13 protein-coding genes and 1 pseudogene are annotated in these 14,599 nt (G+C 69.4%); 9 read left to right on the forward strand and 5 right to left on the reverse strand.

The features are described from left to right. A partial coding sequence (locus ACFWV2_RS27770) for a transposase (RefSeq protein WP_384408937.1) occupies positions 1-393 on the forward strand: 393 nt, incomplete at its 5' end. A gap of 81 nt (positions 394-474) precedes the next feature. Here ACFWV2_RS27770 and ACFWV2_RS27775 read toward each other — a convergent pair. Beyond that, positions 475-1,167 (reverse strand): hypothetical protein, encoded by a 693-nt coding sequence (locus ACFWV2_RS27775; RefSeq protein ID WP_384408939.1) that lies wholly within the window; start codon positions 1,165-1,167, stop codon positions 475-477. A 488-nt stretch (positions 1,168-1,655) separates the two neighbouring features. Between ACFWV2_RS27775 and ACFWV2_RS27780 the strand changes: the two genes are divergently transcribed. Further along, positions 1,656-1,952, forward strand: coding sequence for a WhiB family transcriptional regulator (locus ACFWV2_RS27780; RefSeq protein ID WP_384408941.1), 297 nt, complete (start codon positions 1,656-1,658; stop codon positions 1,950-1,952). A gap of 615 nt (positions 1,953-2,567) precedes the next feature. On the opposite strand, the gene ACFWV2_RS27785 is transcribed toward ACFWV2_RS27780, so the two are convergent. Then, entirely contained in the window at positions 2,568-3,386 is an 819-nt protein-coding gene (locus ACFWV2_RS27785; protein WP_384408943.1) for a S1 family peptidase, read from the reverse strand. Between the two features lie 202 nt (positions 3,387-3,588). On the opposite strand from ACFWV2_RS27785, the gene ACFWV2_RS27790 reads away from it, so the two are divergent. After that, on the forward strand, positions 3,589-4,566 hold the full coding sequence (locus ACFWV2_RS27790) for a LysR family transcriptional regulator (protein ID WP_384408945.1): 978 nt from the start codon (positions 3,589-3,591) through the stop codon (positions 4,564-4,566). A 665-nt stretch (positions 4,567-5,231) separates the two neighbouring features. Here the strand turns inward: ACFWV2_RS27790 and ACFWV2_RS27795 are convergent. Continuing rightward, positions 5,232-5,456 (reverse strand): transposase, encoded by a 225-nt coding sequence (locus tag ACFWV2_RS27795; protein WP_384408947.1) that lies wholly within the window; start codon positions 5,454-5,456, stop codon positions 5,232-5,234. 623 nt (positions 5,457-6,079) lie between these two features. On the opposite strand from ACFWV2_RS27795, the gene ACFWV2_RS27800 reads away from it, so the two are divergent. After that, complete coding sequence (locus ACFWV2_RS27800; protein WP_384408949.1) at positions 6,080-6,406, forward strand: cupin domain-containing protein; 327 nt, start codon at positions 6,080-6,082, stop codon at positions 6,404-6,406. A 451-nt stretch (positions 6,407-6,857) separates the two neighbouring features. Here the strand turns inward: ACFWV2_RS27800 and ACFWV2_RS27805 are convergent. After that, positions 6,858-7,463, reverse strand: a pseudogene (locus tag ACFWV2_RS27805) (sigma factor-like helix-turn-helix DNA-binding protein); the annotation flags it as partial. A 561-nt stretch (positions 7,464-8,024) separates the two neighbouring features. On the opposite strand from ACFWV2_RS27805, the gene ACFWV2_RS27810 reads away from it, so the two are divergent. Next, positions 8,025-10,346 carry an Orn/Lys/Arg decarboxylase N-terminal domain-containing protein gene (locus ACFWV2_RS27810; protein WP_384408951.1) on the forward strand — a complete coding sequence of 774 codons (2,322 nt, stop codon included), beginning with the start codon at positions 8,025-8,027 and terminating at the stop codon, positions 10,344-10,346. Between the two features lie 343 nt (positions 10,347-10,689). Beyond that, positions 10,690-10,986: a hypothetical protein gene (locus tag ACFWV2_RS27815; protein ID WP_384409067.1), complete on the forward strand. Its 297-nt coding sequence runs from the start codon at positions 10,690-10,692 to the stop codon at positions 10,984-10,986. Between the two features lie 378 nt (positions 10,987-11,364). On the opposite strand, the gene ACFWV2_RS27820 is transcribed toward ACFWV2_RS27815, so the two are convergent. Further along, positions 11,365-11,529, reverse strand: a complete 165-nt coding sequence (locus tag ACFWV2_RS27820; RefSeq protein ID WP_384408953.1) for a HupE/UreJ family protein — start codon at positions 11,527-11,529, stop codon at positions 11,365-11,367. A 206-nt stretch (positions 11,530-11,735) separates the two neighbouring features. On the opposite strand from ACFWV2_RS27820, the gene ACFWV2_RS27825 reads away from it, so the two are divergent. The 3 genes from ACFWV2_RS27825 to ACFWV2_RS27835 all read left to right on the forward strand — a co-directional run bounded on the left by ACFWV2_RS27825 (position 11,736) and on the right by ACFWV2_RS27835 (position 14,287). Beyond that, a complete protein-coding gene (locus ACFWV2_RS27825; RefSeq protein ID WP_384408955.1) occupies positions 11,736-11,876 on the forward strand; it encodes a hypothetical protein in 141 nt (46 codons plus the stop codon). 657 nt (positions 11,877-12,533) lie between these two features. Continuing rightward, positions 12,534-13,859, forward strand: coding sequence for a hypothetical protein (locus ACFWV2_RS27830; protein WP_384408957.1), 1,326 nt, complete (start codon positions 12,534-12,536; stop codon positions 13,857-13,859). A 290-nt stretch (positions 13,860-14,149) separates the two neighbouring features. Beyond that, positions 14,150-14,287 carry a hypothetical protein gene (locus ACFWV2_RS27835; RefSeq protein WP_384408959.1) on the forward strand — a complete coding sequence of 46 codons (138 nt, stop codon included), beginning with the start codon at positions 14,150-14,152 and terminating at the stop codon, positions 14,285-14,287. The last annotated feature ends 312 nt before the right edge of the window (positions 14,288-14,599 follow it).

The following is a 14,599-nucleotide window of genomic DNA, read 5'->3' on the forward strand; positions in this document are numbered from 1 at the left end:
ACGGTCATGGACGAGCTGAGGGTGCCCCGCACCGGCGCCGGACGTCCCCGCCGCAGGCCCGACGCGGTCATCGCGGACAAGGCGTACTCGTCCCGGGCGATCCGCCAGGTCCTGCGCGGGCGAGGCATCCGGGCGGTGATCCCGGAGCGGGCGGACCAGAAGGCCAACCGCCTGCGGCGAGGGAAGGCCGGCGGCAGACCGCCGGCCTTCGACCGCGAGCTCTACAAGGCCCGCAACGTGGTCGAACGCTGCTTCAACCGACTCAAGCAGTTCCGCGCGATCGCCAGCCGCTTCGACAAACTCGCCGCCCGTTACAAGGCCGGAGTCCACCTCGCCTCACTCATCCTCTGGCTCCGCGAACCCATCCAAGATCCTTTGTCAGACAGGACCTAGGCGGCCGCACAGGACCGGCGTTGACCGAGTTCCTGCTACTACGGCGCTTGCGCCCGCGACAGCCTCCTGCGGCCGCGCTGGTCAGACTCCGGCCAGGGCCGCCTTGGCGGGCTCCTCGTTCCTCGCCTGCTCTGCGACCGCGGCAGAGGCAGTGGTTTCGGCCGCGGGCCAGGTGTAGAGGACGAGGCCCTGGCGCGTGTCTTTCTCCAGGCCGTCCTTCACCAGCCTTTCCAGCGTATTACGGACGGTCTGCTCCGATGTGGCGCGTTCGGGGTGAGCTGTCTTCAGCTCGGCGCTGATCTCGCTGACCTTCTTCGGCTCACCAGGCTGCAGGGCAAGGAGCCCCTTGAGGAGTTCACCGAGCGTGGGGCCTGTCGGCTTCACGGCCTTCTTCGCCGCCGGCGTGGTCTGCCTGACGACCGGCTTCTGTGCAGCAGACTTTGCTGCCGCAGCCTTCTTGGCCGGACGCTTGGCTGCGGTGGTCTTCCTCGGCGGCGCCTTCTTCAACACATCGGCGACCGTAGTCTCCCTGACTCTCGGCTGCGGCACGGCGACATCTCCCGTCCCGGCGTCAGCCGCAACGCCTTCACCCGTCGGCTCGCCGGAGGATGAGGGCAGGGACTCCAACGTCGTGGCGAGCCACTTCTCCTCCTCCTTCAGCCGGTTCAGCCGAACGATCAGAGTGGCCTGCTCCGACTGGTTGGTGGCAAGATCAGCGGCGAGCTGCTCCGCGTACTTGGTCTGAATCGAGGTGCTGACCGGCTCGTCGGGCATGCAATCGACTCCTCATAAGGGGATAGGTGTTGCTGCCGGATGCTACTTGGCGCAGGCCCCCATCCGGGCGGAACAGCCCACAACGCCCCCACGCATGTCCCTGTTCCCGCCGGTGCCCAGGCCGTCCATTCGCCTCGGTGAGCCTCGGAGCCAAGCGGTGCGACGCCCTCACCCGGGGCGGACCTCCGACCGGGAAGCACCGGCCTCCGTCCCGGAACGGCACAAGGCGCTCCACTACGGGCAATCGCAACGCCGACATGACGAAGAATCCGCCGCCACCCACAACCAATTGCTCACCCGGGATTGGAACGTCACCTGCCGCTGCCCCCGCCCCGCCCTGCACCGGTACGGAACCGGGAACGGCTGCAGGGACACCAGAGTGGACGACCGGCCCAGCATGCAGCGGCTATCTACGCATCAACCGGGGTTCGGGGGAGAACAGAGGTTTGTCCGGGGGAGCAGGCTGCGAGGCGGAGGGCAGGGCAGAGGTGCCGAGCGGGGAAGAACACTGGGTTGAGCACGCTGCCTGCCGGGCGGAAGATCCGGAGGCACTGTTCGTCCAGGGCAACCCACAACAGAGCCGTGCGAAAGCGGTGTGTACCGGCTGCCCTGTGCGCACCGAGTGCCTGGCAGAGGCCCTGGACAACCGGATCGAGTTCGGTGTGTGGGGCGGCATGACCGAGCGCGAGCGCCGTGCGCTGCTCCGCCGCAGGCCTGATGTCGTCTCCTGGCGGCAGGTCTTCGATGACGCCCGCTGCACACAAAACCAGTCGCGCGCGAGCTGAGCACCCGCCATCACCCGCCCGAGGCTTTCGATACCCGACGGCGCCGTGGTCGTGGACTCTGCCGAACTCAGAGAGACCGCGGGTACCGCGCGTTCCGGGGAGCCGGGTGTGACCGCACGGCTCTACGCCGACCTGCGTCGCGGACCCCCAAGCCGCCTCTGCGGTCGGCGGCCCCGGCCCCGGACAGCCCGGCCGGGCTGCTTGGTCGGTCACTGGGTGTGGATGAGGGCCCCGTGAACTGAGTGGGAGAACCCGGCCGGGCTGGCAGCCCACGACGGCCCGGCATGACTTGATGCAGAGAAGTCAGGCCCCCTCCCACCGTTACGGGTGGGGCGGAAACTCCCCTGCCCCGACGCATCAAGCCGAATCCGCCACCGTTCCGTGGTCATCTGGGTGGCTGCGGGAGGGGGCGATGGAAGTCGGCGTCGGCAAGGGGACGCTGTCCAGATAAGGGACAGCCCTTTCGCCGGCGGGTTCTTCCGGTGAGCAGCCCCCCTTGGTCGCTCGTCCGGATGTGACACTGCGGGGCCCGGACCCGCTCGGATGCGGATCGGGCCCCGTGGTGTGTGGTGATGTCAGGTGTGCCGGGCAGCTGTCTCGTGCCCCGCGCGTGGGTCAGCCGTTGGCCGCTACGGACTGGATCCAGTTGACGTACGGGGCGGTGGCGGTGTACCGGGTGAAGGTCTGCCGGTCGCTGGTGGAGGCCACCCCGACCACGGTGCCGCCGGTCGTGGCGGGACCGCCGGAGTCGCCGCCGGCTCCGACGCCGTTGACCGCTTCGAGGTGGAGTGCGGTGCCACCGTGGAGGTCTGTGGCCAGGCCGGCCATGCGCATGGTGGCGGTCTTCAGGACGGGCGACTGGCAGTATGCCTCGTTCTGTATGGGGCCGCACGTGGCGCCCCATCCGTAGATGGACACGTAGGAGCCGGTCTGCGGGTACCCGGTGGCGATGCGTGCGGGCGTGTTGCTGACGGTCCGGTCGAGCCGGACCATCGCGAGGTCCGCCGACGGGTGCAGCGTGATCTGGGAGGCGGCGGCGGTGGTCCCACCGCTCTGTGCGTAGGTGCTGCCGATACGGAACGCGTACTGACCGGGCTGATCGACACAGTGCCTGGCGGTGAGGATGTAGCGGGAGGTGACGAGGGTGGAGGTGCACATTCCTCGACCGTTCTGGAATACGCGGGCGTGGTACGTCTGCGCCTGGATCTCGCCGCCGCCGATGATGGGCTGGGCCTTGCTCGTCTTCGGGGAGAAGGCCGTCGTTCCGGTGACTGCGGCGTAGCCGCCGTTCGTCGGGGGTGCAGTGGTGATGCGTGTGGGGGCGCCGGCCGGTGCCGTGGCCGCGTTGGTCTCGCCCACAGCTCCGAGGGCGGCGGCAGCGGCAAGGCCGAGGGCGCATGCGGTCGTGCGCAGGGACAGGATGGGAGCCTTCATGTGGGGGGTCTCCTTGCTGTTCGGTCGCAGGAAGCGACGCGGAGGAGATGAGTGTGAGCTGACCGGGGCGTCGATGTGGAGGCTGCTATCCCCTGATAGCCCGGTGCTATAGGGCGGACTTCGGTGCCGACCGCCGGGCCTGGGCCGAGGTTTCTTCCTGCGTAGTCTTGGCCTATACGCGTCGTGGCCCTACGCTCCCGCCATGGAGCTGGAGGTGCGGCATCTGCGGGTGGTGTGCGCCATCGCCGATGCCGGCAGCCTGCACAAGGCGGCACGCGTGCTCGGGATGGCCCAGCCGTCCTTGACCGCGCAGTTGCGCAGGATCGAGGGGGCGCTCGGCGGGCAGTTGTTCATCCGGCAGCCGGACGGCTGCCGCCCTACCGGGTTCGGGCATCAGCTTCTCACCCGGGCCCGCCCCCTGCTGGCGGAGATGACGGGCCTGACCGCCGAGATGCGGGCCGCTGCGGCCCGCGCCGTTCAGGCGCCACACCTGCGCATCGGTGCCACCCCCAGCCGCATCCTGCCCGGCTGGGTGCGTCGACTGCGCGGCCGTCGTCCCGAAGCCGTACCGGCCCTCCAGACCGACGTGTCCTCCAACGCGCTGCTGCGGATGGTGGCCGCGGGCCAGCTTGATGTCGCATTCGTACACGAGATGGAAGGCACCCATCTGCGCTTCCCGCCCGGACTGCGACACCGCGTCGTGCTGGAACGCGAGCCAGGGTTCCTGGCCGTCGCCGAACACCACCCGGCCGCCGGTCGCGAGGTCATACGGCTGGAGGACCTGGCGGACGAGCGGTGGATGATGGACCGGACCGCCGACGGTGAGTGGGAGAGCCTGTACCGCGCGTTCCTCGCGGCCGGGCTGACACCGCGGCTGCTGCACGGTGACTACACCACGACCGCCCTGCTGGTCGCCACCGGTGAGGCCGTCACGGTGTGCCAGGCCACCTCAACCGGTTGGGACGGGGTGGTACCGCGCCGCCTGGAGGGTGATCCGATCGGGTGGAGTTGGCTGCTGGCGGCGCGTACCGAAGCCGAGCTTGACGCCGTCCACGAAGACTTGGTCGCCGCCTACGGGGAGGCGGTCGAGCAGGTGCCGGCCTACCGCGCGATGGCTCCCCTCGCCATCGTTACCGGGCCCCCGGCTGACCCGCCGATTCCCGCCCCATCACCGCGCTGACAGCCGCCCCGGCCGACACACACCCGCCCAGCAGCGCAATCACGGCGGAGGGGCGACCTGCCGGGGTCCTAGCCGAGGCTGCCGAGGCCAGCGCCCGGTCGGTCGGCAGATCCCGCGGGCGCGGATAGCGCGCCTAGGATGTGCCACGGCTCCTGAGACCGAGCCCGGTGCCATCGCCGTGAGACTGCTCGAAAGCCGCTGGCCAGAAGCTCGGTCTGTGTCCCAGGCCGCGAGGTCCTACGTGCTCTCAGGCTGTGCAGGCCTCATCTGTGATCGCACTGCTGGCACGGCCACGGGGGCAGCCGCCGCCGGGATTCTGGACGACGAGGGTTGTGCCGGGCGCCCCTTCGGGCCGGGCCGGGGCAGCAGCCAGTGGTGAGCCGACTGGGCGTTGGAGCACTCCCTGGCCGCCGCCCCCGCACCTCGGTGCGGGGGCACAGCGCGTTTCTCAACCGTGCCCCGGCTCGTCGGGCGGGACGTGACCCTCTTCTCTCTCGACCGTGCCGCGTTCGTACAGGCCCGCTGCTTGGTGTGCTGCCGTACGGGTCCGGCCGCCGCCCTGGGCACCCCTGCGGACACCCTGTGCGACGCGGCCCGTGAGCACCTCAACCAGGCCCACCCGGGCACGCCCGACGACGCGTTCGAGGTGGAGCCCGTCCGCGCCGTCATGGGATGGGACGGCATCGAGCCTTCACACGAGTGGGACAACCGCCCGCGTCGCCGTCGGTCCGGTCGGCGGGTTTCACCGTGATCATCACGGGCAGGCTGAGGGTGTCGACGGCGATGTGTCTCTTGCCTGCGTTAATCTTCTTACCGGCGTCGAAGCCGTGGGTGGTTTTGGAGACGGTTTCAGCATTCTTGACCGACTGTGAGTCGACGGTGGACGTCACGGGCCAAGGGGGGATTGCCCCTGGCCGGTGCGGATCTGCCGACGGAGTTGGTCACCGAGGAAGGCGATGACGCCGCGACGGCCCCAGGCGGCGAAGTGGTAGGAGACGGTCTGGCACGGCGGGTAGTCAGCTGGCAGGCGCCCGCCGCTTGACGCCGTTGTCGACCAGGTGGCGGATCGCGTCGGTGCCACTTCTGCGGCTGGCCGCCGAACTTGGTCTGGCAGACCGGCAGGCGAAGCAGCGGTTCGATCAGAGCCCATTCCGCGCGGGTCTGCCGGAGCGTGTACGCCGTCACCCGCGGGGAAATCTCCCACTGTGACTCCATCTTCACCCCGCCATCTGGGGTGATGTCGTCTATGGAACCGTCACCGTCCTCAGATTTTCCTCGTTGAGGCCACGAGACTCTCCCTGCCCGGCACCGCCACAGGCGGCCGCCGCCAACGGCTCTCAGGCTCATCTCCGAGCCGAGACCGTGATGCACCTCCGCAGCCCTCCCGGCCCCCGATGACCCGATCCAGGACCACAAGGACTGCAGCGGCTGGCAGGGGAGCGAGCTGAAACACATGCGTCCCTTGAACACACCCCAAGCTGACTCCAATCACAGCCAGAAAGGAATCCATCTCATGCTCGCAGGATTCGAGGTAGCCCATGTCGACCAGGCGCCGCAGCAGCAGGTGACTGACGGCATCGCCGTCAAGATGCTGCGGGAGGGAGACGACAACAGCGCCTTGTCGGCGATGCTCATCGAGTTCGCCCCCGGCGCCGCCTTCGGCAAGGAGATCCACGAGAATCAGGAGATCCTTTTCGTGCTCGAAGGAGAGTTCCACGACGGCGAGCGCGTCCACGGCCCCGGAACACTGATCACGGCACAGGAAGGCAGCGTGCACTGGCCGCAGTCCCAGACCGGCTGCCGCCTGCTCGTCCTGTACCCCCACGGGGCGACGAAGTGATTCGCTGAAGGGGCGGTCATGACGCGGACGACGGTGGGCGGGTGCGCGAGGCACGCCCCTGTTCACATGGCGGCGGATGCCGTCCCCGGCAGGGGGGTCTTGGAGCACCCGGCCCGCTCCCGGGCCTCTTTGCACGGAGGAGGGGACGCCAAAGCGGGGGCGATCGCTCCAGCAAGTCGTAGGCGCGACAGATCATGGGGATCGCTGAGCGGCTGGTGCCGGATGCGCTGTGGGAGCTGTTCCAGCGGGTGGTGCGGGAGGCGCCCTCGCGGCCTCAGAGCGGGGGTGCCTTCCGCTCGCCTTTGTCCTCACACGCGGCCAGGCAGGCAACGCACCCGCATTCCCCCAGGTCATGTCCTGGGATGGCGCTGAGGACCTGGCCGTCCCGGTCGCGGAAGGTCGCGCCCGGACACGTGCCCGGACCCTAGGATGACAGGCTTGAATGGCGGGGCTTGCCGCCACTGTCACCGATCATCGGAACGTTGGCGGCCAACAGCTGGGCCAGCCCTTCGACATCACCTTCCCGGAAGGCGTCAAAGAACCGTTCGGCGAGCTTCTCGTGCTCCTGCCGGTCGGCCTCGAACCGGGGCCGGCCCGCCTCCATGTGACGGCGCGCCCGTACCGCGAGCTGGTGGCACGCCGCCCAAGATCGCCCCACAGCCGATGCGATCTCCGGGAAGCCGAAGGGCGAACACCTCCCGCAGCACGAAGACCGCGTGCTCGAGCGGGTGAGCCTCTCCAGCAGGAGCAGAGCCGCCATGGACAGCGAGTCCGCCAGTTCCGCCGACCGCGCTGGATCCTCGTACGGGTTCGACACCAGCGGTTCGGGGAGCCGCGGCCCGACCTACTTCTCCCGCCGGACGCGGGCCGAGCGCAGGACATCGATCGAGTTCCGGTTGACCACGGTGGACAAGAACGCCTTGGCCGACCCGGGCTGAACGGAGGTGGCCTGGTAGCGCAGGTCGGCGACGGGCAGGCCTGTTTCCGCACCTGTGAGAAGGACTCGGGCTCGTCGGCGGTCTGACCTTGAGGTATGTGAAGCGTGCCGGCCTGTCATGCATGGAGGGCTGGTGAACAGGGGTAGGGCTGCTCCCTGTGAAGCAGACATTGGGTCATCGACCATGAGGAAAGCCGCGGTACCGTTCCGGTGATCACCACGGTGTTGCCGTGGCCGCTTCCCGGTCTGATGGCTCAGGACGTTATGCCGTGGGAGCTGCGTCTGGGGGATGTGGTGCCGTTCGACGATGGGGTCGGGCGCCCGGTCCTCGACATACGGGCAGTCGGGGGAGGCCGGCGCGGCAGGTGTCTGTTTTTTTCGACCTGTCCCCGCTATTGGTCAGCTGGCGCCTCACGATCTACCGCTCCTGCGTCAGTCTGCCCACTCGGCCTGGTCTTACGAGGCGGTCTGGACGTGCTGGAGGCTGAGTTTCCCCGAAGCCGCGCCACTTGGCGGCCGTCCAGCACGAGCTGTGCCGTGAGGCCTGGGTGTGGTGGCCTGGGGAGGAGAGGTTGTTGATCACTCGTTCAGGCGATCCGGTTCTGTATACCGGCGGCCGGCCTCTCGCCACGAGGACACTGAGCGTCGTTGGCATCCCCGGAATCGGTAGGAGTGCTGGGCATGATGAACGGTGCGGTCCTTGTGGCGGTACCCGAGGGGCCGGTCCGCGTCGGCGAGCAGTTGGCCAGGATCGGTAAGGAACTGGCAGCTCAGGGCTTGGAGGTGCGGTGGGCTTCCCAGGCCGAGGACGCCCGTGCCGTCCTGCAGACGGAGGCGGGGCTCGCGGGGGCGGTAGTGGCCTGGGACCTGCCCGGTGGCGTTGGTCTGGGTAAGGAGAGCGGTGGTGCGGCGGTTCTACGGCTGATCGAGCGACGGTTCAAAGACTTGCCGGTGCTGCTGGTGATGTCACACGAGATGGATGCGGATCGGGCGTTCGAGCAGCTGCCGTTGTGGGTCTCGGAGGTGGTTTCCGGGTACCTCTGGCCGCTGGAGGACACCCCGGCTTTCGTGGCGGGGCGGGTGGCCTCCGCAGCTCGCGCCTACCACGAGGAGATGCTGCCGCCGTTCTTCAGGGCGCTCCGCCGCTTCGACCAGGCGCACGAGTACTCCTGGCACACCCCGGCACACTCCGGCGGGGTCGCGTTTCTGAAATCCCCGGTCGGCCGGCAGTTCTTCGACTACTACGGGGAGCGCCTGTTCCGCACGGACCTGTCGATCTCGGTCGGCGATCTGGGATCCCTGTTCGAGCACACCGGCCCGATCGGTGAGGCCGAAAACAACGCGGCCCGCGTCTTCGGTTCGGACCGTACCTACTTCGTGCTCCACGGCGACTCCACCGCCGACCGCATGGTGGGCCACTACAGCGTCACCCGCGACGAGATCGCCCTTGTGGACCGCAACTGCCACAAGTCCGTCCTGCACGGCCTGGTGATCTCCGGTGCCCGCCCCGTCTACCTGGTGCCCACCCGCAACGGATACGGGCTGGCCGGGCCGCTGCCGCCGGCGCACACCGAGCCGGCGGCAGTGCGCGCAAGGGTGGCGGCGAATCCGTTGACGGCCGGCGCCGTCTCTTCCGAGGCGCAGTACGCGGTGATCACCAACTCCACCTACGACGGCCTGTGCTACGACACCGTTCGCACCGCCCGTCAGTTCGCGCCCAGCACACCGCGCCTGCACTTCGACGAGGCGTGGTTCGCCTACGCGCGTTTCCATCCGCTCTATGAGGGCCGGTACGGGATGGCGGTCGGCCCGGACGCTCTCGACGACGAGGTGCGGCCCACGGTGTTCTCGACCCAGTCGACCCACAAGCTCCTCGCAGCCCTGTCCCAGACTGCGATGGTGCATGTGAAGTCCGCGCCGCGGGCACCGGTCGAGCACGACCGGTTCAACGAAGCGTTCATGATGCACGGCACCACCTCACCCTTCTACCCGGGCATCGCCTCGCTGGACGTGGCCACGGCCATGATGGACGGCGCACCGGGCCGATCACTGATCGACGAGGCCATCACCGAGGCCATCCGCTTCCGACAGGCCGTCGTGACCACCGGACGCCGGATCGCCGAGGCGGGCGACAGGCCAGGATGGTTCTTCGGCGTATGGCAGCCAGACACCATCACCGACCCCCGCACCGGCGAACGGATCGACTTCACCGACGTCCCCGCCTCCGTACTCAGCCAAGAGCCGCGCTGCTGGCATCTCGAACCCGAAGCCGACTGGCACGGCTTCACCGGACTGGACGAAGGCTACGGCCTGCTCGACCCGATCAAGGTCACCATCACCTGCCCTGGCGTCACCGCCACCGGACAGCGCTCCGAGCTGGGCATTCCCGCACGAATCCTCACCTCCTACCTCGCCACCCGCGGAATCGTGGTGGAGAAGACCGACAGCTACAGCACGCTGATCCTCTTCTCCATGGGCATCACCAAGGGCAAATGGGGCACCCTCATGGACGCCCTCATGGACTTCAAGGCCCTCCACGACAACGACGCACCGCTAGAGCGCGTACTGCCCACCCTGACCGCCGAGTACCCCGACCGCTACACCGGGCTCACCCTCAAACAGCTGTGCCGACAGATGCACGAACATCTGACCCGCGCTGAACTGATCGACGCACTCGACGCCGCGTTCCGCCACCTGCCCGAGCCCGTACTGCCACCGCAGTACTGCTATCAGCAGCTCATCCGCGGCGGCACCGAACGCGTACCGGTGGGAAAGGCCGCCGACCGCGTCGCCGCCGCCATGGTCACCGTCACCCCACCCGGCATCCCCGTCCTCATGCCCGGAGAATCCACCGGCACCAGCGACGGCCCCCTGCTGCGCTACCTCCGCGCGCTGGAAGACTTCGACCGCCGCTTCCCCGGGTTCCACAGTGAGACCCACGGCGTCACCCTTGAACCGCGCACAGGCGACTACCTGATCGAATGCCTGCGCCAGGAGCAGTGATTTCGTATCGTCAACCACACCCCCGGCGTTCTGGGCACCGTCCAGACGCTGGGGCACCGGGCCGGTCACCCGGCCGGTGACGAGATCTGTACGCCGCCACGGCTGGGCCCGGCGTAACGGCCCGCGCTGGCCGTACCCTGTCGGCGCCCGTGAAGAAAAGTGGAAGCTTCTGGAGCCGGCCGGACTCCAGCGTTCGGTTCTCGCCGCCGCGGGCCACAGCCATGAGGTGCGAGGTTGATAGGCGGGACCGCTGCCGTGGGACTCCATCGCATGCCAGCTGACGTTGTCTCGCCCTGGCCGTCGGGGGCCTGGTGCCTGACCTGGCCGGAGGCTCTGCCGCCACCTGGTGTGGACCCTGCCCGACCCGCACGCCGCCCTGTGCGAGTGGGCCCGGCGCCTGCGCCCCGGCGGCCTGCTGATCCTCATCGAGGGCCGTTGGCGTGAGGTCGGCCAGAAAGACGTGCCCTACGTCGCCGGGGCCGAGGCCTTGCCCTGGTCTGGGGGCATCACCGCCGAGAAGCTGGCCGATGCGGTACGCCCGCTCGCCAGCGACTTGCACATCGAGCACCTCAGCGCCAACGCCGCCCTGTGGGGCCAGACGGTGACCGACGAACGCTACGCCCTGATCGCGCGAACCTGACCCCTGGAGCCGACTGCCTCGACGGCTCCTCCTGGGCACCAGCGGTCCCCGGGCCTCTTCTGGCGTCGGGGACCGCCGCGCGCGGCTTTGTCACGCGTGGGCGCCTCCCCCTCGTCCTCCCCGCCTACCCGACTGCCGGGTTTCAGTGAAGTCTGTCGGGTGTCCGGAGTCACTGATGAACGAATCGGTACGCTTGCGGACCTGACAGCTGCCCCCACCCTGCGCCGTCTCCGACGGGCTGCCCAGGACGACCAACGTTGCGGCGGCCATCACATCGCAGCCACCAGAGCGGCCTGCGCGCTCCCGATTCCGCGCTCTGCGGAACGCAGCCCTGGCGGAAGCCGACGGACCCCGGCGGCCAGGGCGAGGAGACGGCGATCACGGCCATCTGCCCGTGCCCCACACCACATTGAGCGCCAGCACCCGCGCAGCCTCCCCGTCGTCGGGCAGGTTCAGGTCCTGCAGCCTGGTAGTCAGACCCAAGCCGTGAACGAGGCCGAAACAAGCGACGGCGGGGGCGAACCAGCGGCGCCCGCCCCCCACAGCAGCCCCACGACGCGGCGAAGACCAGGCTCAGCGCCACGACGACGTCCATGGGCACCGGGTTCACACGCCAGCCCGCGAGGGGGGCACTCAGGAGAGTGACGCTGTAGCCGAAGGCGAAGAGGCTGCCCAGACCACGGGCAACCCCTGCCTGAACTGACCACCCAGGCGAAAGATCCGCCCCTGCGAACGTCTCGTCTACCACAATGATCAACACCTTCGAGAAGGAGTTCATCATGGCCACACCCAGCAACGAAATCTCCCTCACGCACGCCCCTGGAGCCGCACGACTGGTCCAACGAGGAGAGGCCGCGATCGAGGCGGTCAAAGGCGCGGTCGGCGCCTAGAGGGCCCGCATCGCCGCTGAGGAAGCCAGGCCGCACCCGAACCAGGCGGTCATCCAAGAAGCGCGCGCGGCCCAGGCCGGCCCGCCCGTGAGCGCGAGGAGCTGCGCTCCAGCAACCGCGAGCAGATCGCCGCCGTCCGGCAGCACTACGCACAGCTCACCCGTGAGGTCCGGAGAGGTGCCGCGGGCTCCCGGCCGGCCGCGGGGCTTCGGCCGCGCCGATCGTGTCGTGGTGTTGTGGGCGGAGGGTGTAGTTCCCGTCGCCGTGGAAGCGGTGCCGGTGCATGGGAAAGGCGTCGATGTCGCTGTCGGTGACCTTGATACCGGTGTCGTAGGTGCGTCGTGACCACCGCTGCAAGTTGACCCGGCTGCCGCCCGACAGGGGACTCGAGGCATAGGGCCGGCGCAGGCGCGTGATTCCCCGGCGCCGGCCCCTTCGCATGCTCACGCCGTGCCGTCAGCGTGTCAGAGGGCCCGGGAGCACGTCGTCGTCGGCGTCCGTCTTCGTGTCGAAGGTGGTGATGTGCACTTCGAAGTTCAGCTGGAGGGCTCGTACAACCTTTCGCGGTGTCACGGGTCAAAACGGGTGTACGGGACGCGGGTCGGCGCTTCCGGCAGCATCAGGTCCCTCGGTATCCGGGGGGGCGAGGGGGATTTCGTGGCACGTGTGCGTACGGCAGTGGTGGCGGCGTTGGTTGCCGCACTGGCGCCGGTGACGCTCGGGGGATCGCCGGCGTTCGCCGCGCCCGCGATGCCGGCCGCCGTCACGACGGCGACGGAGGTCGGGACGGTCGTCCAGAACGGCGGTCCGCTGGCCGTTCCGGCGGGTGAGGAAGGAGCGGTGACCCTGCGGTTCACGGCCTCACTGCCGGCGGGGGTGCAGGGGCCGGTCACCGGGGTCCTCCGGCTGTTCACCAAGCTCTTCGAGATTGCGGGAAGCCCGCCGGTGAGCGAGAACGTGATCCGCTCCACCTGCGCGGTCAACGGCGTCGCGTACGGCGCGTGCCGGTGGAACATGCCCTACCTGCACGACACGCAGGACGCCGATCCCCCGTCTCTCGACCTTCCGACGGTGACCGTCGCAGGCACCCTCGCCTACACGGTCACCCTGGACGCCGACCGGACCGCGCTCGCCCTGGTCGACAAGGAAGCCCGGGTCGAGTTGAAAGACAGCACGGGCGCGGTGGTGGCTCAGGGAACGGTCGGCCTCGACTTCGTCCCCGGGACGCCTCCACCGGGGCAGCGCGGCACCGTACACGCGCGGGACGCGTACGGCGTGCTGTGGCGGTACGAGGGCACGGGCGACGTCACCAGGCCGTTCGCGCCGCGCAAGCGGGTCGGCGGTGGCTGGAACGCCTACACCGCCGTCACCCCGGTCAGGAGTGCCACGGCGGCCGGCCGGGGTGACCTCGTCGCCCGCGACAAGGCGGGTGTCCTCTGGTACTACCAGGGCACCGGCACGCCCTCCGCGCCCTTCGCCCCGCGCCAGCGGATCGGCGGCGGCTGGAACGCCTACACGGCCCTCGTCGGCGTCGGCGACGGCGGTCTGGTCGCCCGGGACAGGGACGGCGTGTTCTGGCGCTACGAGCCTGGGTACGGCGCTCCGTTCGAACCGCGGCAGCGGGTGGGCGGCGGCTGGAACACCTACAGCATTCTGACCATGTCGGGCGCCCACGACGGGGTTCTGGGCCGTGACAAGGACGGCGTGCTGTGGAAGTACGACCGCACGGGGATTATCCCCGGTCCGCCCTTCGAAGCGCGGCAGCGGGTAAGCGGCGGGTGGAACACCTACACCGCCTTCGCCGGTGCGTCCGAAATCGGACGTGACGAGTACCCCGACCTCGTCGCACGGGATGGCGCCGGCAAACTCTGGCTCTACCAGGGCATGCGCAAGTCCCTGCCCCCCTGGGAGTACAGTCTCGTCCCCGGCCCCACGCGCACCCTGGTCGGCGGCGGATGGAACACCTACAACCTGATCTTCTGAGACCCCGCCCCCCGACCGTCCCGCTCTCGCCTAGAGGCGGGACGGCCTCCCTCCCGTAGACCAGCTTCGGGTTGTCCGGGCTGTCGGCCACGAGTGTGAGCCTGCCGGCGCGCTCCTCGGCGAGGGCGCGATTGCTCTGCCCGGCTCCGCCGAGGTCGCCGCCACCGGCGGCCGGGCCCCGACCCTGCCTTCGTACCCCTGGAGCCCCGGCCCGGGTGGCGGCGTCTCGGTGGAGGACCCGCCGATCCCGGGACCGCGCCCGTTCAGGACGGATAGGGTCCCCGTAGCCCGTGTCGATCTGGCGGAAGTCCTCCACTACACCGACCACGCCCAGCGCCACTCAAGCGCGCGCCTACCACCTCGTCAGCACCCACCGCGCCCACCCCTTCAACGACGTCTTCGGCTCCGTAGCCGCCCGAGCCGCCTGACAGGCAAAGACCCTGGCCCACAGGCACGCCGTAGTGCAGACAAGCGGGGCGCATCCCCGTACCCTCGGGGCCTCGGCCGGCCCGGCACCGCCTCTGCAGCGGTCCCGCCGATCCTGGTACGGCCCTTGTGCCTGTCCCGTAGGGTCCCGGTAGCCCGTGCCGATATGGCGTGCGCGGGTGAGTCGTCGACGGCGTCTGGTGCGTCGATGTCCAGAGCGGCGACAGCAACACCGTCAAGGTCGAGCCCGGAGTGCACAATGTGCGCTGCGAGCGGACCCGAGCCACGCGGCCCGGCCACAGCGAGCCGATCAC

The organism is Streptomyces sp. NPDC058671 (genome assembly GCF_042716475.1).
In the GTDB taxonomy this organism is placed as follows: Bacteria; Actinomycetota; Actinomycetes; order Streptomycetales; family Streptomycetaceae; genus Streptomyces.

Coding starts and splice junctions, on each gene's coding strand:
- ACFWV2_RS27775 (WP_384408939.1), bottom strand. CDS start 1,167: ATGCCCGACGAGCCGGTCAGCACCTCGATTCAGACCAAGTACGCGGAG.
- ACFWV2_RS27785 (WP_384408943.1), bottom strand. CDS start 3,386: ATGAAGGCTCCCATCCTGTCCCTGCGCACGACCGCATGCGCCCTCGGC.
- ACFWV2_RS27790 (WP_384408945.1), top strand. CDS start 3,589: ATGGAGCTGGAGGTGCGGCATCTGCGGGTGGTGTGCGCCATCGCCGAT.
- ACFWV2_RS27800 (WP_384408949.1), top strand. CDS start 6,080: ATGCTCGCAGGATTCGAGGTAGCCCATGTCGACCAGGCGCCGCAGCAG.
- ACFWV2_RS27810 (WP_384408951.1), top strand. CDS start 8,025: ATGATGAACGGTGCGGTCCTTGTGGCGGTACCCGAGGGGCCGGTCCGC.
- ACFWV2_RS27825 (WP_384408955.1), top strand. CDS start 11,736: ATGATCAACACCTTCGAGAAGGAGTTCATCATGGCCACACCCAGCAAC.